General features: G+C 71.5%; 11 protein-coding genes. 6 read left to right on the top strand and 5 right to left on the bottom strand.

Features of this window, described 5'->3' with window-relative positions; all coding sequences use genetic code 11:
* Positions 1-417: 417 nt before the first annotated feature.
* Together ACH4LD_RS12220 and ptsP are read left to right on the top strand one after the other, a co-directional pair.
* Positions 418-867, top strand: coding sequence for a PTS glucose transporter subunit IIA (locus ACH4LD_RS12220; protein ID WP_103816544.1), 450 nt, complete (start codon positions 418-420; stop codon positions 865-867).
* A 79-nt stretch (positions 868-946) separates the two neighbouring features.
* The gene (gene ptsP, locus ACH4LD_RS12225; RefSeq protein ID WP_398055960.1) at positions 947-2,617 is read left to right on the top strand and encodes a phosphoenolpyruvate--protein phosphotransferase; all 1,671 of its coding nucleotides are present in this window, start codon (positions 947-949) and stop codon (positions 2,615-2,617) included.
* A gap of 92 nt (positions 2,618-2,709) precedes the next feature.
* Here ptsP and ACH4LD_RS12230 read toward each other — a convergent pair whose 3' ends face one another.
* Both ACH4LD_RS12230 and ACH4LD_RS12235 read right to left on the bottom strand, forming a co-directional pair.
* On the bottom strand, positions 2,710-3,603 hold the full coding sequence (locus ACH4LD_RS12230; protein ID WP_398055959.1) for a hypothetical protein: 894 nt from the start codon (positions 3,601-3,603) through the stop codon (positions 2,710-2,712).
* Positions 3,604-3,766: 163 nt separating this feature from the next.
* Positions 3,767-5,734 carry an acetoacetate--CoA ligase gene (locus tag ACH4LD_RS12235; RefSeq protein WP_398055958.1) on the bottom strand — a complete coding sequence of 656 codons (1,968 nt, stop codon included), beginning with the start codon at positions 5,732-5,734 and terminating at the stop codon, positions 3,767-3,769.
* A gap of 215 nt (positions 5,735-5,949) precedes the next feature.
* Here ACH4LD_RS12235 and ACH4LD_RS12240 point away from each other — a divergent pair, with 215 nt between their 5' ends.
* Positions 5,950-8,310 (top strand): glycoside hydrolase family 31 protein, encoded by a 2,361-nt coding sequence (locus ACH4LD_RS12240; protein WP_398055956.1) that lies wholly within the window; start codon positions 5,950-5,952, stop codon positions 8,308-8,310.
* Between the two features lie 9 nt (positions 8,311-8,319).
* Here ACH4LD_RS12240 and ACH4LD_RS12245 read toward each other — a convergent pair whose 3' ends face one another.
* Entirely contained in the window at positions 8,320-8,856 is a 537-nt protein-coding gene (locus tag ACH4LD_RS12245; protein WP_132786650.1) for an NUDIX domain-containing protein, read from the bottom strand.
* 411 nt (positions 8,857-9,267) lie between these two features.
* On the opposite strand from ACH4LD_RS12245, the gene ACH4LD_RS12250 reads away from it, so the two are divergent.
* From ACH4LD_RS12250 to glpK, 3 genes are all read left to right on the top strand, one after another.
* Entirely contained in the window at positions 9,268-10,920 is a 1,653-nt protein-coding gene (locus tag ACH4LD_RS12250) for a GGDEF domain-containing protein (RefSeq protein WP_398055955.1), read from the top strand.
* A 348-nt stretch (positions 10,921-11,268) separates the two neighbouring features.
* The gene (locus ACH4LD_RS12255; protein ID WP_132786648.1) at positions 11,269-12,018 is read left to right on the top strand and encodes an MIP/aquaporin family protein; all 750 of its coding nucleotides are present in this window, start codon (positions 11,269-11,271) and stop codon (positions 12,016-12,018) included.
* Between the two features lie 81 nt (positions 12,019-12,099).
* The gene (glpK, locus tag ACH4LD_RS12260) at positions 12,100-13,620 is read left to right on the top strand and encodes a glycerol kinase GlpK (protein WP_398055954.1); all 1,521 of its coding nucleotides are present in this window, start codon (positions 12,100-12,102) and stop codon (positions 13,618-13,620) included.
* Positions 13,621-13,712: 92 nt separating this feature from the next.
* Here the strand turns inward: glpK and ACH4LD_RS12265 are convergent, their stop codons facing one another.
* Both ACH4LD_RS12265 and ACH4LD_RS12270 read right to left on the bottom strand, forming a co-directional pair.
* Entirely contained in the window at positions 13,713-14,318 is a 606-nt protein-coding gene (locus ACH4LD_RS12265; RefSeq protein WP_398055953.1) for a GTP-binding protein, read from the bottom strand.
* Positions 14,299-17,937: a hydantoinase B/oxoprolinase family protein gene (locus tag ACH4LD_RS12270; protein ID WP_398055952.1), complete on the bottom strand. Its 3,639-nt coding sequence runs from the start codon at positions 17,935-17,937 to the stop codon at positions 14,299-14,301. Before ACH4LD_RS12270 ends, ACH4LD_RS12265 begins: the two co-directional genes overlap by 20 nt.
* Between the last annotated feature and the right edge of the window lie 21 nt (positions 17,938-17,958).

Here is a 17,958-nt window from a genome sequence, read left to right on the forward strand (position 1 = left end):
GGCGTTGACTTTTGGCACGCTGTTGAGTTCTCAAGGAACGGTCGCTTCCTTTGTACTCACCCTCTCGGGCTTTCCTCCGGGCGCTTCCCTTCGGTGTTTTAAACTCTACCAGGGTTTTTCTGTCTCTCTGACCACCCCGCTGCGAGCATGCAGAAGGAGATCCAGAGATAGGATCTGATGAGTTTGGTTGCTGTCGGAGGAGGATGCGGTTGCACGCCTCACTACCCCCCGGCAGGAGTACGACTGTACACGCAGCCTTGGAGGCCATGCAAATCCGGTGAGCTGGTGGTCTAGACCACTAACTGGTAGCTTCCATCCGGAACCGCCAGTTCACATGACATACGCTGCTGCTCAGTGCGCCGTCCGGGGACTGCCAGTGACGGCCCGTGAACAGCTCCACTCCCTGGGAGGCTTCCCATGACCACCGTGACGTCCCCTCTTGCCGGGCGTGCCATCGGACTGGCCGCAGTGCCGGATCCGGTCTTCTCCGGGGCCATGGTCGGCCCGGGCACAGCGATCGACCCCGTGCGTGAGATCTCCGAGGCCGTGGCGCCCGTCGACGGCATCATCGTCTCCCTGCATCCGCACGCGTTCGTCGTGGTCGACGAGAGCGGGCACGGTGTGCTCACCCATCTCGGCATCGACACCGTCCAGCTCAACGGCGAGGGCTTCGAGGTTCTCGTCAACAAGGGCGACACCGTGACCCGCGGCCAGGCCGTCGTGCGCTGGAACCCCGCCGCGGTCGAGGCCGCCGGCAAGTCGCCGGTGTGCCCGGTCGTCGCCCTGGAAGCCACCGCCGAGTCGCTCTCCGACCTCCGTGAGGACGGGGACGTGAAGGTCGGCGACAGCCTCTTCTCCTGGAACTGACAGCACTGCCGTCGTAAGGCGGCGAACAGGACAACCACCGCGGCGGCGGGACCCGCCGCACTATCCGGAGACGGGTGAGATGGAGACAACGCTGCGAGGCGTCGGCGTGAGCCATGGCGTGGCGATCGGCGAGGTACGGCACATGGGCACGGCGGTTCTGGAGCCGCCGGCCAAGCAGATTCCCGCCGAGGACGCGGAGCGGGAGCAGGGACGCGCCCGTCAGGCCGTGGACGCCGTGGCCGCCGATCTGATGGCACGCGGCAATCTCGCGGGGGGCGAGGCCCAGGCCGTGCTGGAGGCACAGGCCATGATGGCGCAGGACCCCGAGCTGATGGCCGACGTGGACCGGCGGATCGCCGTCGGGAGCACCGCCGAGCGTGCCGTGTACGACGCCTTCGCGGCGTACCGGGAGCTGCTGGCCGGTGCCGGTGAGTACCTGGCCGGGCGCGTGGCCGACCTCGATGACGTGCGGAACCGTATCGTCGCCCGGTTGCTGGGCGTGCCGATGCCGGGTGTCCCGGACAGTGACGAGCCCTATGTGCTCGTGGCCCGTGATCTCGCTCCGGCCGACACCGCGCTGCTCGACCCCTCCCTGGTCCTCGGTTTCGTGACCGAGGAGGGCGGTCCGACCAGTCACAGCGCCATCCTGGCGAGGGCTCTGGGGGTGCCGGCCGTGGTGGCGCTGCCCGGTGCCGGTGAGCTGGCCGAGGGCACGCTGATCGCCGTCGACGGCAGCACCGGCGATGTCTTCGTGAACCCGAGCGAGGGGAAGAAGGCGGAGCTGGAGGCCGCAGCCGCCGCGCGCAAGGCCGCGCTGGCCGCTTCGACGGGTCCCGGGGTGACCGCGGATGGGCACAAGGTGCCCCTTCTGGCCAACGTGGGCGGGCCGGCGGATGTGCCGGCGGCCGTCGAGGCGGGGGCCGAGGGTGTCGGTCTGTTCCGTACCGAGTTCCTGTTCCTGGACGACAGCAAGAACGCTCCTTCCGAGGAGAAGCAGGTGGAGGCCTACCGGCAGGTGCTGGAGGCGTTCCCCGAGAGCCGTGTGGTCGTGCGGGTGCTGGACGCTGGGGCCGACAAGCCGCTGGACTTCCTGACGCCGGCGGACGAGCCGAACCCGGCTCTCGGCGTGCGGGGGCTGCGGACGCTGCTCGACCACCCCGAGGTTCTGCGCACTCAGCTGACGGCGCTGGCGAAGGCCGCCGAGGGGCTGCCCGTCTACCTTGAGGTCATGGCGCCCATGGTGGCGGACCGCAAGGACGCGAAGGCCTTTGCCGACGCCTGCCGTGAGGCGGGGCTGCGGGCGAAGTTCGGCGCGATGGTCGAGATCCCCTCGGCCGCGCTGCGGGCGCGCTCGATCCTCCAGGAGGTCGAGTTCCTGTCGCTGGGGACCAACGACCTGGCGCAGTACACGTTCGCGGCGGACCGGCAGGTGGGTGCGGTGTCGCGGCTGCAGGACCCGTGGCAGCCGGCGCTGCTCGACCTGGTGGCGCTGTCCGCCGAGGCGGCCACGGCCGAGGGCAAGAGCTGTGGGGTGTGCGGCGAGGCCGCGTCGGATCCGCTGCTGGCCTGTGTGCTGACCGGTCTGGGTGTCACCTCCCTTTCCATGGGTGCGGCGTCGATTCCGTACGTGCGCGCCACGCTGGCGAAGTACACGCTGGCGCAGTGTGAGCGGGCCGCGGCGGCGGCGCGTGCGGCGGACAGTGCCGAGGAGGCGCGCAGCGCGGCTCAGGCTGTGCTGTCCGGCGAGTAGCCGTACCGATCACCGTCGGTGTGTCGGTTCAGGGGCGTCCTGCCTTCGGGCGGGGCGCCCCTGACGCGTTCGGGCCGCTGAGTGTGCGGGGCTCAGTGGCGGTGGCCCGGGGCGGTGCTCTCCTCTCCGAGGGCGGGTGGCTCGCGGTAGTCGACGCCGGGTTCCGGGGAGATCAGCTCGCCCGATTCGACGTCGGTGCAGTAGGCGTCGAACACCTCGGATGCCGTCAGTGGTTCGAGGGCGCCGCCGCGCAGTCGCCAGCCGTAGACGCGGTCGGCCGTTCCGTCGGTGCTGACGCGGATGACGAGTCCGCCGGGGCTGCGGGTCGCGAGGCCGAGGGCGAGGACGCTGGTGAATTCCAGCGCTTCGGTCTCGTCCAGGCGGGTCGCGCCGTGGGGGTCCTGGTCGCCGTGGAGGACGGCGACGAGGGTGTCCGGGGGGCCGGCGACGGTGCAGACGAGGTGTCGGTCGCCGGGTGGTGCGGTGTCGAGGATGCGGACCACGAGGTCGGAGGCGCGGGTGAAGGCTGCCCTGCCGATGTCCTCGCCGCAGGTCGGGCAGGGGCCGAGGCGGGTCAGGAGGGTGGTGGTGTACTCCCAGGTGGCCTGACGTACGGCTTCGTCCACGAGGGCGGGCAGGAGGACGGCGAGCGGGCGGCCGTCGTAGGGGATGGTCGGGCCGGTGGCCGCGAGTTCCGCGGTGAATCGGGTCCGGCTGGTCGGGGCTTCCGGGTCGAGGCCGGTGTCCGCGCAGTACGCGGCGTAGTCCTCGGGGTCGAACAGGGCGAGGGTGGTGTGTTTGCCCTGTGCGGCGCGGGCCTGGAGGACGGCCTCCAGTTGCCGGAGGTAGGTGGTGTGGTCGTCGAAGGTGAAGCTGCGGTAGCGCCGCATGGCGCGGAAGTCGTGGTCGTCGGTGAGCACGCCGATGGTGCCCGCGATCTCGCGGCGCAGGACGCGCCGCATGGTCTGGTGGTCGGTGTGCGCCATGAATTTCCCCCAATGCGCGGTCGATCAATGCTCACTCACCGTAACCGGCGGCACTGACAATGGCGGTGCCGCCGGTGGTCACGGTCGGGTGGCGAGGTCGTCTGCGCAGGTCACATCGCTTGAGCCGTACAGAGGCCCGGATGCGGAGGGTGATCGTCCGGCGTCAGGGGCGCTTGCGGGCGAGTTCCTCGTAGAAGCCGAGCAGGGCGAGGTCGTCGATGGAGCCGGGGTTCACCGCCTTGTCCAGCGGGGTGCCCTGCAGCAGGCGCTTGACCGGGACCTCGATGCGCTTGCCCGTGAGGGTGTGCGGGACGCCGGGGACCTCGATGATCTCGTCGGGGATGTGCCGCGGGGAGAGCTGCTCGCGGATGGCCTGCTTGATGCGGTTGAGGAGGGCCTCGTCCAGGACGGCGCCCGGTGCCAGGTGCACGAACAGTGGCATCCAGTAGCCGCCGTCGGGCTGCTCGATGCCGATGACCAGCGATTCCTTGATCTCAGGCAGGCGTTCGACGACCTCGTAGATGTCGGCCGAGCCCATGCGCACGCCCTGCCGGTTGAGGGTGGAGTCGGAGCGGCCGTGGATGATCACGGTCCCGCGTGAGGTGACGGTGATCCAGTCGCCGTGCCGCCAGACGCCGGGATAGGTGTCGAAGTAGCTGTCGTGGTAGCGGCTGCCGTCGGGGTCGTTCCAGAAGTGGATCGGCATGGACGGCATGGGGTTGGTGACGACCAGTTCACCGACTTCGTCGATGAGGGGCTTGCCGCTGGGGTCCCAGGACTGCAGGTCGGTGCCGAGGCCGGGTGCCTGGAGTTCCCCGGTGTACACCGGGAGGGTGGGTACGGCGCCGGCGAAGCAGGAGCAGACGTCGGTGCCGCCGCTGACGGAGGCGATCCACAGGTCGTCGCGGACCTCGTCGTGCAGCCAGCGGAAGCCGTCGGGCGGCAGGGGGGAGCCGGTGGTGGCGACGCACTTCACCGTGGACAGGTCGTAGTCGCGTGCGGGGTGGACGCCGGCTTTGCGGCAGGCCATGACGTAGGCGGCGGAGGTGCCGTAGAGGGTGGCTCCGGTGCGTTCGGCGACGCGCCACTGGGCGCCCGTGTCGGGGTAGCCGGGGCTGCCGTCGTACAGGACCACCGTGGTGCCCGTGAGCAGGCCGGAGACGAGGAAGTTCCACATCATCCAGCCGGTCGAGGTGTACCAGAAGAAACGGTCCTCGGGGCCGAGGTCGCAGTGCAGGCCGAGCTGCTTGAGGTGTTCGACCAGGATGCCGCCCTGCGACTGGACGATGGCCTTCGGCAGGCCGGTGGTGCCGGAGGAGTAGAGCACCCACAGCGGGTGGTCGAACGGGACCTGCTCGAAGACCGGCTCGGTGTCCCCGGCGGTCAGCGCGGACCACTCCAGGGCTCCCTCGGGGGGCTCGGTGCCGAGCAGGGGGATGTGGACGACGGCGCGCAGGGTGGGCAGCTCGCGGCGCAGCTCGGCGACGACCTCGCGGCGGTCGTGCTCCTTGCCGCCGTAGCGGTAGCCGTCGACGGTGAACAGGACGACGGGTTCGACCTGCTGGAAGCGGTCGAGGACGCTCCGGGCGCCGAAGTCGGGGGCGCAGGAGGTCCAGACGGCGCCGACGGCGGCGGTGGCGAGGAGGGCGACGACGGCCTGGGGGATGTTGGGCAGGTAGCCGCTGACCCGGTCGCCCGGGCGGACGCCGAGGGCGCGGAGTTCGGCGGCGAGGGAGCCGACCTGGCGGCGCAGCGCGGACCAGCTCACCGGGCGCGGCTCGTGCGTCTCGTCCACGTAGAGGAGGGCGGGTTCGTCGGCGCGGTCGGCCGCGGCGCGCAGGGCGTGTTCGGCGTAGTTGAGGGTGGCTCCGGGGAACCATTGGGCGCCGGGCATGGTGCGGTCGCCGAGCACGCGCGCGTAGGGCGTGGAGAACCGTACGTCGAACCACTCGGTGACGGCTTTCCAGAAGGTGTCCAGCTGGTCGACGGACCACCGGTGCAGGGCCGGGTACCCGCCCTCGGCGGGGGCGCCGTGGTGTTCGGCGGCCCATGCCTGGAACCGGGTGATGCGGGCCTGGGCGATCCGCTGGGGATCGGGCTGCCAGAGCGGCTGGGGGTTCGCGGTCGACATTGGTGCGGCTCCCGGGCTGTGCGCGTCGTGTGCGTCGGTCCGCGCACGGGCTGGGGTGTGCGCGTGACGCGGCTGACAGGGACGATGCCATGTGATCGACTTCTACACCAGGGTGCGCTCCACACAGTCCATGTCATGAAGATGTGGTCCGGGCACGGGTGAACGACAGTTGAACGACACACGCGCGTGGGGCGCTCAGTGGCAGGGTGAGCAGCATGGACGGTCGTGACCTGGTGCGTTCGGTGAGTGTGGTCGGTTCGGGCAAGGCGGCCCAGGGGTTGCGTACCGTACGGGCGGCGTGGCGCAGGAGGCGTATCGACGCCGCCGGGCTCCCGCGGCGGGGGCCCGAGCGGGCCCGGGTGCCGGGTCAGGTGCGGGGCGCGGAGCCGGGTCCCGGGGGTGGTCTGATCCGGTTCGGCCGCTCGGAGCTGCGGATCGTCGTGGCGGTGAACGGGGCGGTCTTCTGGGGGTGGGACGGGGCTGGTCCGCAGCCGTCGTACGCGCTCGCGGGGAGCGGTCCCGAGCCGGATCCGCGGGCGGTGCTGGAGCCGGACAAGGACGGCGGCTGGCGCGTGGTGGCCGAGCGGGCGACGGTCGTCGTGTCGCGGCACGGCGCGGTGGAGGTGTGCACTCCGGGCGGGGTGGTGCTGCGGCGGGATCTGCCGCCGCGCTGGTGGGAGCCGGTCGGCGGGGGGACGGCGCGGTGGATGCTGCGGTCGGAGGTGGCCGCGGACGCCCGGTTCTTCGGCCTGGGCGCCCGCGCGGGCGGGCCCCGGCTGCGCGATGGCAGGTACCGGCTGTGGAACACCGATCCCGGCCGGGCGTTCGGACCCGGCGACGATCCGCTGTACCTGACGATGCCGGTGCAGCTGGTGGTGGCGGATGCCGGCACCCATCTGGTGTTCCATGACACCACCTGGGACGGCACGGTGGTCCTGCGGGAGGGCGAGGAGGGCGCCGGGTCCGGGCACGACCGGGCGGGGCACTGCGAGGTGCGGATGGACGGCGGTCCGCTGCGCTGCTGGGTGATGGTGGGGACTCCCGCGCGCGTGCTGCACACGTGGGTCTCGCTGACCGGTGCGCCCGCCCTGCCGCCGGCGTGGGCGCTGGGCCACCAGCACGCGCGGTGGGGATTCGGCAGCGAGCAGGAGGTGCGCCGGATCGTCGCGGGCTATCACGAGCGCGGGCTGCCGCTGGACGCCGTGCACCTCGACATCGACCACTACGACGACCATCAGGTGTTCACGGTCGACCAGGAGCGTTTTCCCAAGCTTCCGGTGCTGGCGGAGGAGCTGCGCCGGGACGGGATCCGGCTGGTGTCGATCGTCGATCCGGCGGTGCGGGCGGAACCGGGCAGTGCCGTGTACGAGAGCGGCGCGGCCGTGGACGCCTTCGTGCGGGACGCTCAGGGCCGGAGGGTGCGGGGTGTCGCGTGGGCCGGTGAGTCGGTCTTCCCGGATTTCACGGACGCACGCGCGCGTGCGTGGTGGGGCGGGCTGTACGAGGAGCGGCTGGAGCAGGGCTTCGCCGGGTTCTGGCACGACATGAACGAGCCGACGTCGTTCAGCGCCTTCGGTGAGCCGACGCTGCCGCGTTCGGTCCGGCATGCCCTGGAAGGGCGCGGCGGTGACCACCGGGAAGGGCACAACGTGTACGCGCTGTGCATGGCGCAGGCCGCCTATGAGGGTTTGCGCGAGCTGGCGCCGCAGGAGCGGCCCTTCCTGTTCTCCCGCTCGGGCTGGGCGGGGCTGCAGCGGTACGGGGGCACGTGGTCGGGGGACGTGGCGACCGGCTGGCCGGGGCTGCGGGCGTCGTTGTCGCTGGTGGTGGGTCTGGGGCTGTGCGGGGTGCCGTACTCGGGTCCGGATGTGGGCGGTTTCGACGGCAGTCCGTCGCCGGAGCTGTATCTGCGCTGGTTCCAGCTGGGCGCGTATCTGCCGCTGTTCCGCACCCACGCGAGCCTGCGGGCGGGGCGCCGGGAGCCGTGGGAGTTCGGTGCCGAGGTGCTGGAGCACGCGCGCGTGGCGTTGCTCGAACGGCGGCGGTTGCTCCCGTACTTCCTGACGCTGGCGCATCTGGCCCGGCGGACCGGCGCTCCGTATGTGCGGCCGCTGTGGTGGGGGGCGCCGGAGGACCGGGCGCTGCGCGACTGTGAGGACACGTTTCTGCTGGGCGACGGCCTTCTGGTGGCCCCCGTCCTGGATCCCGGTGTCCGCCGGCGCGCGGTGCGGCTGCCGCGGGGCCGCTGGTACGACACGCTGACGGAGGAGGTCCATGAGGGGCCGGGGCGGGTCCTGGTGGACGCGCCGCTGTCCCGGACACCGGTGCTCGCGCGCGCGGGGGCGGTGCTGCCCGTGCGTGGCGCCGACGGCGGGCTGGAGCTGGAGGTGTGGGCGCCCGCGCGCGGACGCACCGGGGCCGGCCTGGTCGTGGCGGACCCGGGCGAGGGGTGGGAGGAGCCGGAGATCGAGCGCTACGTCGCCCGTCGGCACGGTGGGCGGGTGGTGGTCACCCGGGACCGGGAGGACGGCGTGGCGGCGCCGCCCTACCCGGTGCGCGTGCGCGGGCTCGGCTGAGCCACGGGCTCAGACGTAGCGGCCCTCGAACCATGCCTTGACGGCCACGGTGTGCAGCGGAAAGGCGAGTTCCTCGGGTCTGCGCAACAGCTGCCAGCCCTCGGTCTCGTCGGTGGGACCGGAGGGCGGCAGTCCGTCGGCCGGGCGTTCCGGCAGCACTCCGAACAGCAGCAGGTGCCCGTCGGGTGAGCTCATGACGTCCACGAGCCGCACGTCACGGGCGGCTGCTTCGATTCCGGTCTCCTCCTTGAGTTCCCGTACGACGGCCTGCTTCCAGTCCTCGCGGTCGTCGATGTACCCGCCCGGCAGGGCGATGCCTCCGCGGGCGGGGGCGACGGTTCGGGTGATGACGACCAGGGCCGTGCCCTTGGTGTCGTACACGGGCTGGAGAGCGATCGCGACCGGCAGCGGATTGCGGTAGGCGATGGTGCCGCAGGACGGGCAGGTGCGCGGCCATCCGGAAACGCCCTCTCCATAGGGCGCTCCGCAGCTCGAACAGTGAGAGTCGGGCGCGGAGTTGGCAGTTGGTTGCTGAGTTTCGGACACGCGCGGACTGTATCCGATCAGGGGAGGGACGTGTTCCGCTAGTGAGGCATCAGGAACGAGCGGATCCGGAAGAGGCGGCCGGAATCACCCCCGTCGGTCCCGGCCGCCCCTCGTGTACCACGACGCCGTGCGCCGCTGTTCGGTTCACCGAATCGGCCTGCCCGTTTCCGATTGCCCGTGGCATGGCTCTGACGTCCCGTCAGGTGTGCCCGGAGAGGAGGCCCCGTGCCGGGCACGGGTCATCGATGATCGCCGCGCGGTGACCACAGGGAAACTGGAGGCTCCTGCGCCGGCAAGGAAGCCGATGAGACTGGCCACTTTCCGCACCACTCTCCGTGATCACCCCGGAATCCTGCGTGAACGTCTCATGAACTGTGCCTGGGCGTGCGCGGGCAGCGCCATCATGCTGCCGTGCACTCCTGGACGGATACTCTCCGCTTCGCCTTCCAGCCGGTGGTCAACCTGAGGACGGGCGCGGTCGCCGCACTGGAGATACTCGCCCGACCGGAGGCCGGTGACATCCTGGCCGAGGCCCGCCGGGATCCCGAACTGGACGGCAGGCTGACCGTGTTGGCGCTCCGCGCCGCGGCCCGCAAGGAAACCCTGCTGCCGTTGCACCTGAACGTGTTCGCAGCCACGCTCGCCGACCTCGGCGGCCTGACACCGCTGTACGAGGCCGTCCGCGCGGCGGGGCGCATGGCCTGGGAGGTGACGCTCGACATCGTCCCGCCGTACACGCATGTGCCGCAACGGGCCCTGCTGGAGGCGGTGGCCTCACTGCGCGCGCAGGGGTTCCGGATCAGCGCGGACGGCATCGGGGACGGCGACGTTCCGCTCCGGCTGCTCACCGACCTCTCCCCCGACCTGGTCAAACTCGACGCCTCGCTGCTGGCCCGGCCGGCCGCGGTGCGGGCGATGCGGACGCTGTGCGAGGAGCTGGGCGCCCTGGTCGCGGTGGAGGGAGTCGAGACGGAACTCCAGTGCGCGGCGGCGCTGTCGGCCGGTGCGCAGCTGGCCCAGGGCGAGCTGTTCGCTCCGCCGGCCCGCATCCCCGCGGCGGACGTATACGTTCCGTCCCTGGGGCCCGGCGCCTCGGCCGTGCCCCGCTCCGGACCTTCGGTGCGGGAGTTCGTACGGCCGGCCGCCGTCCTGCCGCTGACCGCCTCGGCCGGACAGGTGCGGGCGCTGCTGACCGGTTCCCCGGACGTCTCCGGCGTACTGCTGGTGGACCAGTACGGCAGGCCGGTCCGGTCGGTGCACCGTTCGCGTTTCCTGCTGTCGATGTCGGGGCGCTACGGACACGCCCTGTACGCCGACCGGCCGGCCTTCAAACTGGGCGACGCGCCCCGCACGGTCGGCGTCGACGCGACGGCCTGGCAGGTGCTGGACGTGGTGGCGGTCGGCGGCCGGGACCGGACCTCCGACGACGTGGCGGTGGTCGACGGGCACGGCCGGTGCGTCGGCGTCGTACGGCTGGCAGATCTGGTGCGGGCCCTGGCCGAGAACCGGGTGGAGGAGGCCGCCGGGCTCAACCCGCTGACCCGGCTGCCCGGTTCGGACGCGATCGTCGGCGAGGTGGACCGGCGGATCTCCGACGGGCGGGCGTTCGCCCTCAGCTGGCTGGACATCGACCACTTCAAGCAGGTCAACGACGGTGCGGGGTTCGCCGCGGGCGACGAGCTGATCCGCGCGGTGGGCCGCGCGCTCCAACAGGTGGTCGCGGAGCACGCGCGCGTGGGGCACATCGGCGGAGACGACTTCCTGGTGCTGGCGGAGGAAGAGGCGCTCGATCCGCTGGTCACCGCCGTGCTGGACGTTCCCTGGGCGGCGGGCGGGCGGCCGGTCACGCTCTCCGTGGCGACGGTCGTCTGCGGTCCGGGCAGCGTGCGCGACCATCACCAGGCCGCCGCACAGCTGGCCCCGCTGAAGAAGGCCGCCAAAGCGCTGAACGGCGGGAGTTGGGTGCTCGGGCGCGCCGGACTCCCCGGTCACGAGGTCCGGCGCGGCAACCCGGACCCGACCCCGGCGCAGACCGGCTACGCGACCGCCGAGCCACGGTGGTGAACCGCCTTCTCGTACACGTCTGTTGCGGCGCGCCGGCTCCACCGAGACCGACGGAGCGCTCATGTCACCGTCGCCGTCCGCAACCTTGACGCCCCCGGGGCACCGGAGAACACTTCCCGGTGTCGGCCGACATCGCCGTACATTCTTGGCGTTATCAGGCACTGGGGCACGGGTCTGTCCTGTTCACGGCCCGGCGATCCAGGGCGATCCGGCTGCGACGGCACGCTCGTCACCGACGCCGGGCGGGGCGCGGGGCCCTCCCTGCCTTCGGCTGAAGTCGCCAAGGGAACCGTCCTGCACGCCAGGGCCGGGGGCCGATCGCCCCCTGCCGGCGCCAAGGGAGCCGCCATGAGCAACGGAGACATATTCGTCGGCGAGGTCATCGGCACCGCGATCCTGATCCTGTTCGGCGCGGGCGTCTGTGCCGCCGTCACCCTCAGATACTCCAAGGCGCGCGCCTCGGGCTGGATCGTGATCGCGTTCGGCTGGGGCTTCGGCGTCCTCGCGGGCGCGTACACCGCCGCTCCCCTCTCCGGTGGTCAGCTCAACCCCGCGGTCACCATCGGCATCGCCGTGGACACCGGGAAGTGGGGCAAGGTCTGGGTGTACCTGCTCGGGCAGTTCGTCGGCGCGATGCTCGGCGCCGTACTGGCCTACCTCGTCTATCTCGCCCAGTTCCAGGCCAACGTGCGCACCGAAGGGACCACGGACGGCACCGCGGGCGACCCGGTGCCGACCCTAGGCATCTTCTCCACGATTCCGGAGATCAGGAACCCGGTCGCCAACCTCGTCACGGAGATCATCGCGACCGTCGCGCTCGTCCTGCCCGTGCTCGCCTTCGGGCTGACCCAGGGGCTCGGCGAGTCCGGCACGACCGTGCTCATCGTCTCCCTGCTCGTCGTGGGCATCGGCCTCTCCCTCGGCGGCCCCACCGGCTACGCCATCAACCCGGCCCGCGACCTCGGTCCGCGCATCGTGCACACCTTCCTGCCGATCCCCCACAAGGGCGGCTCCGACTGGGGATACGCCTGGATCCCGGTCGTCGGGCCGCTGATCGGCGGGGCGCTGGCCGGCCTCGTCTACAACGCGGCCTTCTGAACCCCCGCTCCCGCCACCGCGATCCACGATCCGCACGCGTCCTTCCGACCAGTGATCCGACCCAGCGACCCAGGGGCAGCCATGACGGACACCGCCGACACGTACGTCGCCGCCATCGACCAGGGCACCACGTCCAGCCGCTGCATCGTCTTCGACCACAGCGGTGCCGTCGTCGCCGTCGACCAGCGCGAGCACCGGCAGATCTTTCCCAGGCCCGGCTGGGTGGAGCACGACGCCACCGAGATCTGGTCCAAGGTGCAGGCCGTGGTGGCCGGGGCGCTCGCCCGGGCGGGACTGCGCGCCGACCAGCTCAGCGCCCTCGGCATCACCAACCAGCGGGAGACCACGGTCCTGTGGGACCGCGCCACGGGCAAGCCCGTGCACAACGCGATCGTCTGGCAGGACACCCGTACCGCGGCCCTGTGCGGCGAACTGGGCGGCGCGGACGGCCAGGACCGCTTCCGCGAGACGACGGGACTGCCGCTGGCCAGCTACTTCTCCGGGCCCAAGGCGGCCTGGCTGCTGGACCATGTGCCCGGTCTGCGGCAGCGGGCGGAGCGCGGTGAGATCGCGTTCGGCACCATCGACTCCTGGTTGATCTGGAACCTCACCGGTGGCCCCGACGGCGGCCGGCACGTCACCGATGTCACGAACGCCGGCCGCACCATGCTGATGAACCTGGAGACCCTCCAGTGGGACCCCTCCATCCTGTCCGCGATGAACGTGCCCGAGGCCGTACTGCCCGAGATCAGGTCCTCCGCAGAGGTGTACGGGACAGCCGTCGGGCAGTTGTCCGGGGTGCCCGTGGCCTCGGCGCTGGGCGACCAGCAGGCCGCTGTGTTCGGACAGGCCTGCTACGACGTCGGCACGGCGAAGAACACCTACGGCACCGGAAGTTTCCTGCTGCTGAACACCGGCAACCGGCCGGTGCCGTCCAAGAACGGGCTGCTGACGACGATGGGCTACAAGATCGGCGGGGAGGCGCCGGTGTACTGCCTGGAGGGGTCGATAGCGATAACGGGCGCGCTGGTCCAGTGGTTCCGCGACCAGCTGGGGATCATCCGGACCGCGGACGAGATCGAGCCACTGGCGGCGAGCGTCGACGACAACGGCGGCGCCTACATCGTGCCGGCCTTCTCCGGCCTGTTCGCGCCCTACTGGCGCTCCGACGCGCGCGGCGTCGTCACCGGCCTCACCCGGTACGTCACCAAGGCGCACCTCGCGCGCGCGGTGCTGGAGGCGACGAGCTGGCAGACCCGGGAGGTCGTGGACGCGATGTACCAGGACTCCGGGGTGCGGATCAGCACTCTGAAGGTCGACGGCGGCATGACCCGGAACAACCTGCTCATGCAGCACCAGGCGGACGTCCTCGGCGTCCCGGTGATCCGGCCACGCGTGTCGGAGACGACGTGCCTGGGCGCCGCCTACGCGGCCGGGCTGGCCACGGGCGTGTGGAACCACCTTGACGAGCTGAAGTCGCACTGGCGGAAGGACGCGGAGTGGACGCCCGTCATGGAGGCGTCGGTCCGCGACCGCGAGTACCGGAACTGGCGCAGAGCCGTGGAGAAGAGCTTCGGCTGGGTGGAGGAGGACAGACCCTAGCAGCGGGAATGTCGCCGCACGCGCGCGCGGGCGCTGCGCACAGGACCACGGCCCGTACCCCGGTCGGCGGGGGTACGGGCCGTGTCCCGCGGTCAGCGCATGACGGCCTCCCGGCGGCCGGTCGTGTACTCCATCGCGTGCTGGACCAGTCCGACGAGCACCTCCTTGGCCGACTCCCGGTCACGGGCGTCGCACAGCAGGAGGGGCACGTCGTCGTCCAGGTCGAGGGCCTGACGGACGGATTCCACGGGGTGACGGGCGGCTCCCTCGAAGCAGTTGACGCCGACGAGGAAGGGGATGGAACGCCGCTCGAAGTAGTCGACGGCGGCGAAGCAGTCGTCCAGGCGGCGCGTGTCGGCGAGCACCACGGCTCCGAGCGCGCCCTCGGACAGCTCGTCCCACATGAACCAGAACCGCTCCTGCCCGGGCGTGCCGAAGAGGTAGAGCACCAGGTCCTGGCGCAGGGTGATCCGGCCGAAGTCCATGGCCACCGTGGTGGTGTGCTTTCCCTCCACACCGCTGGTGTCATCGACGGGCCGCCCGGCCTCGGTGAGCAGTTCCTCGGTGCGCAGCGGCCTGATCTCGCTGACCGTGCCCACGAGGGTCGTCTTGCCCACGCCGAAGCCGCCGGCCACGAGGATCTTGAGCGTGACGGGCTCGACCGGAGCCTTGCCGCGCTCAGAACGCCCGAAGATCATCGATCTCTTCTCCTGCTTGATGGGGGTCGGGCGACGGTCGGCCGTAGCCGCCGCCACCGGGGGTCTCGATGACGAGTACGTCGCCGGGGCCGACGTCGGCCGAGCCGCTTCCGCCCAGGTCGGTGACCGTGCCGTCGGCGTGCTCCACCCGGTTGGCGCCGAGCGCCCCGGGGGCTCCGCCGGCCATGCCGTACGGGGGCACGCGGCGGTGCTGGGAGAGCGTGGAGACGGTCATCGGTTCGAGGAACCGGATGCGGCGCACGGCTCCGTCGCCGCCGCGCCACCGTCCGGCACCGCCGCTGCCCCGCCGGACGGCGAACTCCTCCAGCCGGACCGGTAGCCGCCATTCCAGGACTTCCGGGTCCGTGAGCCGGGAGTTGGTCATGTGGGTCTGGACCACGTCGGCGCCCGGGAAACCGTCGCCGGCGCCGGATCCGGAGGCGACGGTTTCGTAGTACTGGTGCCGCTCGTTGCCGAAGGTGACGTTGTTCATGGTGCCGGAGCCCTCGGCCTGGACGCCGAGCGCGGCGTACAGGGCGCCGGTGATGGCCTGGGAGGTTTCGACGTTGCCCGCGACCACGGCGGCGGGCGGCTCGGGGGCGAGCATCGAGCCGGACGGCACGACGATGTCCAGGGGGCGCAGACAGCCGTCGTTGAGCGGGATCTCATCGGCGACGAGCGTGCGGAAGACGTACAGGACGGCCGCGTCGACCACCGCGCCGGGCGCGTTGAAGTTGGTGGTGAGCTGCGCGGAGGTGCCGGTGAAGTCGATGGTCGCCCGGCGCTCGGTGCGGTCGACGCGGACGCGGACCCGGATGACGGCCCCGGAGTCGGTCTCATAGGCGTACTCGCCGTCGTCCAGGGCGTCGATGACGCGGCGGACGGCCTCCTCGGCGTTGTCCTGGACGTGCCGCATGTAGGCCAGGACGACGTCGAGGCCGAACTCCTCGATCATGCGCCGCACCTCGTCGACGCCCTTCTGGTTGGCGGCGATCTGGGCGCGCAGGTCGGCGAGGTTGGTGCGCGGGTTGCGGGACGGGTACCGCGCCTCGGTGAGGAGGCGGTGGGTCTCCTCTTCCCGGAAGCGGCCGTTCTCGGCGAGGAGCCAGTTGTCGAAGAGGACGCCCTCCTCCTCGATGGTGCGGCTGTGGGCCGGCATGGAGCCGGGGGCGATGCCGCCGATCTCGGCGTGGTGACCGCGTGACGCGACGTGGAAGAGGATCCGCGGCTCACTCCGCGTGTCCGCGGCCACGTCGGTGTCGAAGACGGGGGTGATCACGGTGACGTCGGGCAGGTGCGTGCCACCGTGGTAGGGGTCGTTGACGGCGTAGGTGTCGCCCGGCCGCATGGCGGAGCCGCGCCGGCGGATGACCTCTTTGACGCTGGTGCCCATGGATCCCAGGTGGACGGGGATGTGGGGGGCGTTGGCCACCAGGTTCCCGTCCGGGTCGAACAGCGCGCAGGAGAAGTCCAGCCGCTCCTTGATGTTGACGGACTGGGCCGTGGACTCCAGCCGCGCGCCCATCTGTTCGGCGATCGACATGAAGAGGTTGTTGAAGACCTCAAGCAGAACCGGATCTGATTCCGTGTCCACATCGGAACTCTGCGTGATCGCCGCGCGTTCCATGAGCAGATGCCCGTCATCGGTCGCGGCGGCCCGCCAGCCGTCGTCGACGACGGTCGTGGCGCCGGCCTCCGTGATGATCGCGGGGCCGGTGACGGCCTCGCCGGGAGGAAGGGCCTCCCGGCGGTGGAGGGGTACGTCGCGCCAGGCACCGCCGGTGTGGAGACGGACGGTGCCGGGCGCCTGGGCACGGCCCTCGTACGGGGCGAGGGCGGAGAGATCGGGGGGTGTGGTGATGCCGGTGGCTTCGACGGAGAGGGCTTCCACGACGACCGGGCGGTCGAGTGTGAAGGAGTACGTGGCGCGATGACGTTCCTCGAAGGCGTTCCGCATGGCGTCGGGCCCGGAGAGCTCGACGGTGAGGGTGGTGTCGGTGCCGTCGTAGCGGAGCTGGGCGCGGCGGGTGACCCGGATGCGGTCCTCCGGGATGTCCTCGGCGAGGAGTTCGGCCCGTGCTGCGGCCTCCAGGTCGTCGGCCGTCCGGTGGATGCCGGGCATGGAGGCGGCTTCCAGGGGTGCTTCCACGGAGTGCTCGCGCATGGCCGTGGTGTCGGCGAGGCCGATGCCGAGCGCGGAGAGCACACCGGCCATGGGGGGTACGAGGACGGTGCGGATGCCGAGCGAGTCGGCGACCCGGCACGCGTGCTGGCCGCCCGCTCCGCCGAAGGTCGTCAGGGCGTAGCGGGTGACGTCATGGCCCTTCTGGACGGAGATCCGCTTCACCGCGTTGGCGATGTTGGCCACGGCGATCCGCAGGTAGCCCTCGGCCACCTGTTCCGGGGTGCGGTCGTCGCCCGTCTGTTCGTGGATCTCGCACGCGAGGGCGGTGAACCGGTCACGGACGAGGGCCGCGTCCAGTGGCTGGTCACCACCGGGACCGAACACGGCCGGGAAGTGAGGGGGCTGGATGCGGCCGAGCATGACATTGGCGTCGGTGACGGTGAGCGGGCCGCCCGCGCGGTAGCAGGCGGGGCCGGGGTCGGCGCCGGCCGAGTCGGGGCCGACCCGGTAGCGGGAGCCGTCGAAGTGGAGGACGGAGCCGCCGCCGGCGGCGACGGTGTGGATGTCCAGCATGGGGGCCCGCAGCCGGACACCCGCGATCTGGGTGGTGAAGACCCGCTCGTACGCGCCGGCGAAGTGCGAGACGTCGGTGGAGGTGCCGCCCATGTCGAAGCCGATGACGCGGTCGAAGCCGGCGCGTTGCGACATGCGCGCCATGCCGACGATGCCGCCGGCCGGTCCGGACAGGACGGCGTCCTTGCCGCGGAACTGCCCGGCCTCCGTCAGCCCGCCGTTGGACTGCATGAACATCAGCCGCACGCCGCGCAGTTCGTCGGCGACGTGCCGCACGTAGCGGCGCAGCACGGGCGAGAGGTAGGCGTCCACGACGGCGGTGTCGCCGCGCGGGACGAGCTTCATCAGCGGGCTGACCTCGCTGGACAGCGAGATCTGCGGGAAGCCGATGCGTGCGGCGAGTTCGCCGACGGCACGTTCGTGGCCGGGGTGGAGGTGACTGTGCAGGCAGACGACGGCGACCGCGCGGATCCCGTCGTCGTACGCCTTCCGGAGCGGGCCCTCCAGGGCGTCCAGGTCGGGCGCGCGCAGGACGGTGCCGTCGGCGGCGACGCGTTCGTCCACCTCCACGACCCGTTCGTGGAGCAACTCGGGCAGCTCGATGCGGCGGGCGAAGATGCGGGGGCGGTTCTGGTAGGCGATGCGCAGCGCGTCGCGGAAGCCGCGGGTGACGACGAGGAGGGTGCGCTCGCCCTTGCGTTCCAGCAGGGCGTTGGTGGCGACCGTGGTGCCCATGCGAACGGCCTCGACGGGCTCCTGGGAGCCGCCCAGGATTTCTCGTATGCCGGCGACGGCCGCGTCGGAGTACCGTGCCGGGTTGTCGGACAGCAGTTTGTGCGTGAGCAGCCGGCCGTCCGGGCGGCGCGCGACGATGTCGGTGAAGGTGCCGCCCCGGTCCACCCAGAACTGCCAGCCAGTCACGTCGCTACCCCGCTTCCGCGC

The sequence above is a fragment of the Streptomyces sp. NPDC017676 genome (assembly GCF_044329325.1).
Lineage (GTDB): Bacteria > Actinomycetota > Actinomycetes > Streptomycetales > Streptomycetaceae > Streptomyces.

Bases quoted from the DNA above. Each gene is read 5' to 3' on its own strand.
- ACH4LD_RS12220 (WP_103816544.1), top strand. From the start codon at position 418: ATGACCACCGTGACGTCCCCTCTTGCCGGGCGTGCCATCGGACTGGCC.
- ptsP (WP_398055960.1), top strand. From the start codon at position 947: ATGGAGACAACGCTGCGAGGCGTCGGCGTGAGCCATGGCGTGGCGATC.
- ACH4LD_RS12230 (WP_398055959.1), bottom strand. From the start codon at position 3,603: ATGGCGCACACCGACCACCAGACCATGCGGCGCGTCCTGCGCCGCGAG.
- ACH4LD_RS12235 (WP_398055958.1), bottom strand. From the start codon at position 5,734: ATGTCGACCGCGAACCCCCAGCCGCTCTGGCAGCCCGATCCCCAGCGG.
- ACH4LD_RS12240 (WP_398055956.1), top strand. From the start codon at position 5,950: ATGGACGGTCGTGACCTGGTGCGTTCGGTGAGTGTGGTCGGTTCGGGC.
- ACH4LD_RS12255 (WP_132786648.1), top strand. From the start codon at position 11,269: ATGAGCAACGGAGACATATTCGTCGGCGAGGTCATCGGCACCGCGATC.
- glpK (WP_398055954.1), top strand. From the start codon at position 12,100: ATGACGGACACCGCCGACACGTACGTCGCCGCCATCGACCAGGGCACC.
- ACH4LD_RS12265 (WP_398055953.1), bottom strand. From the start codon at position 14,318: ATGATCTTCGGGCGTTCTGAGCGCGGCAAGGCTCCGGTCGAGCCCGTC.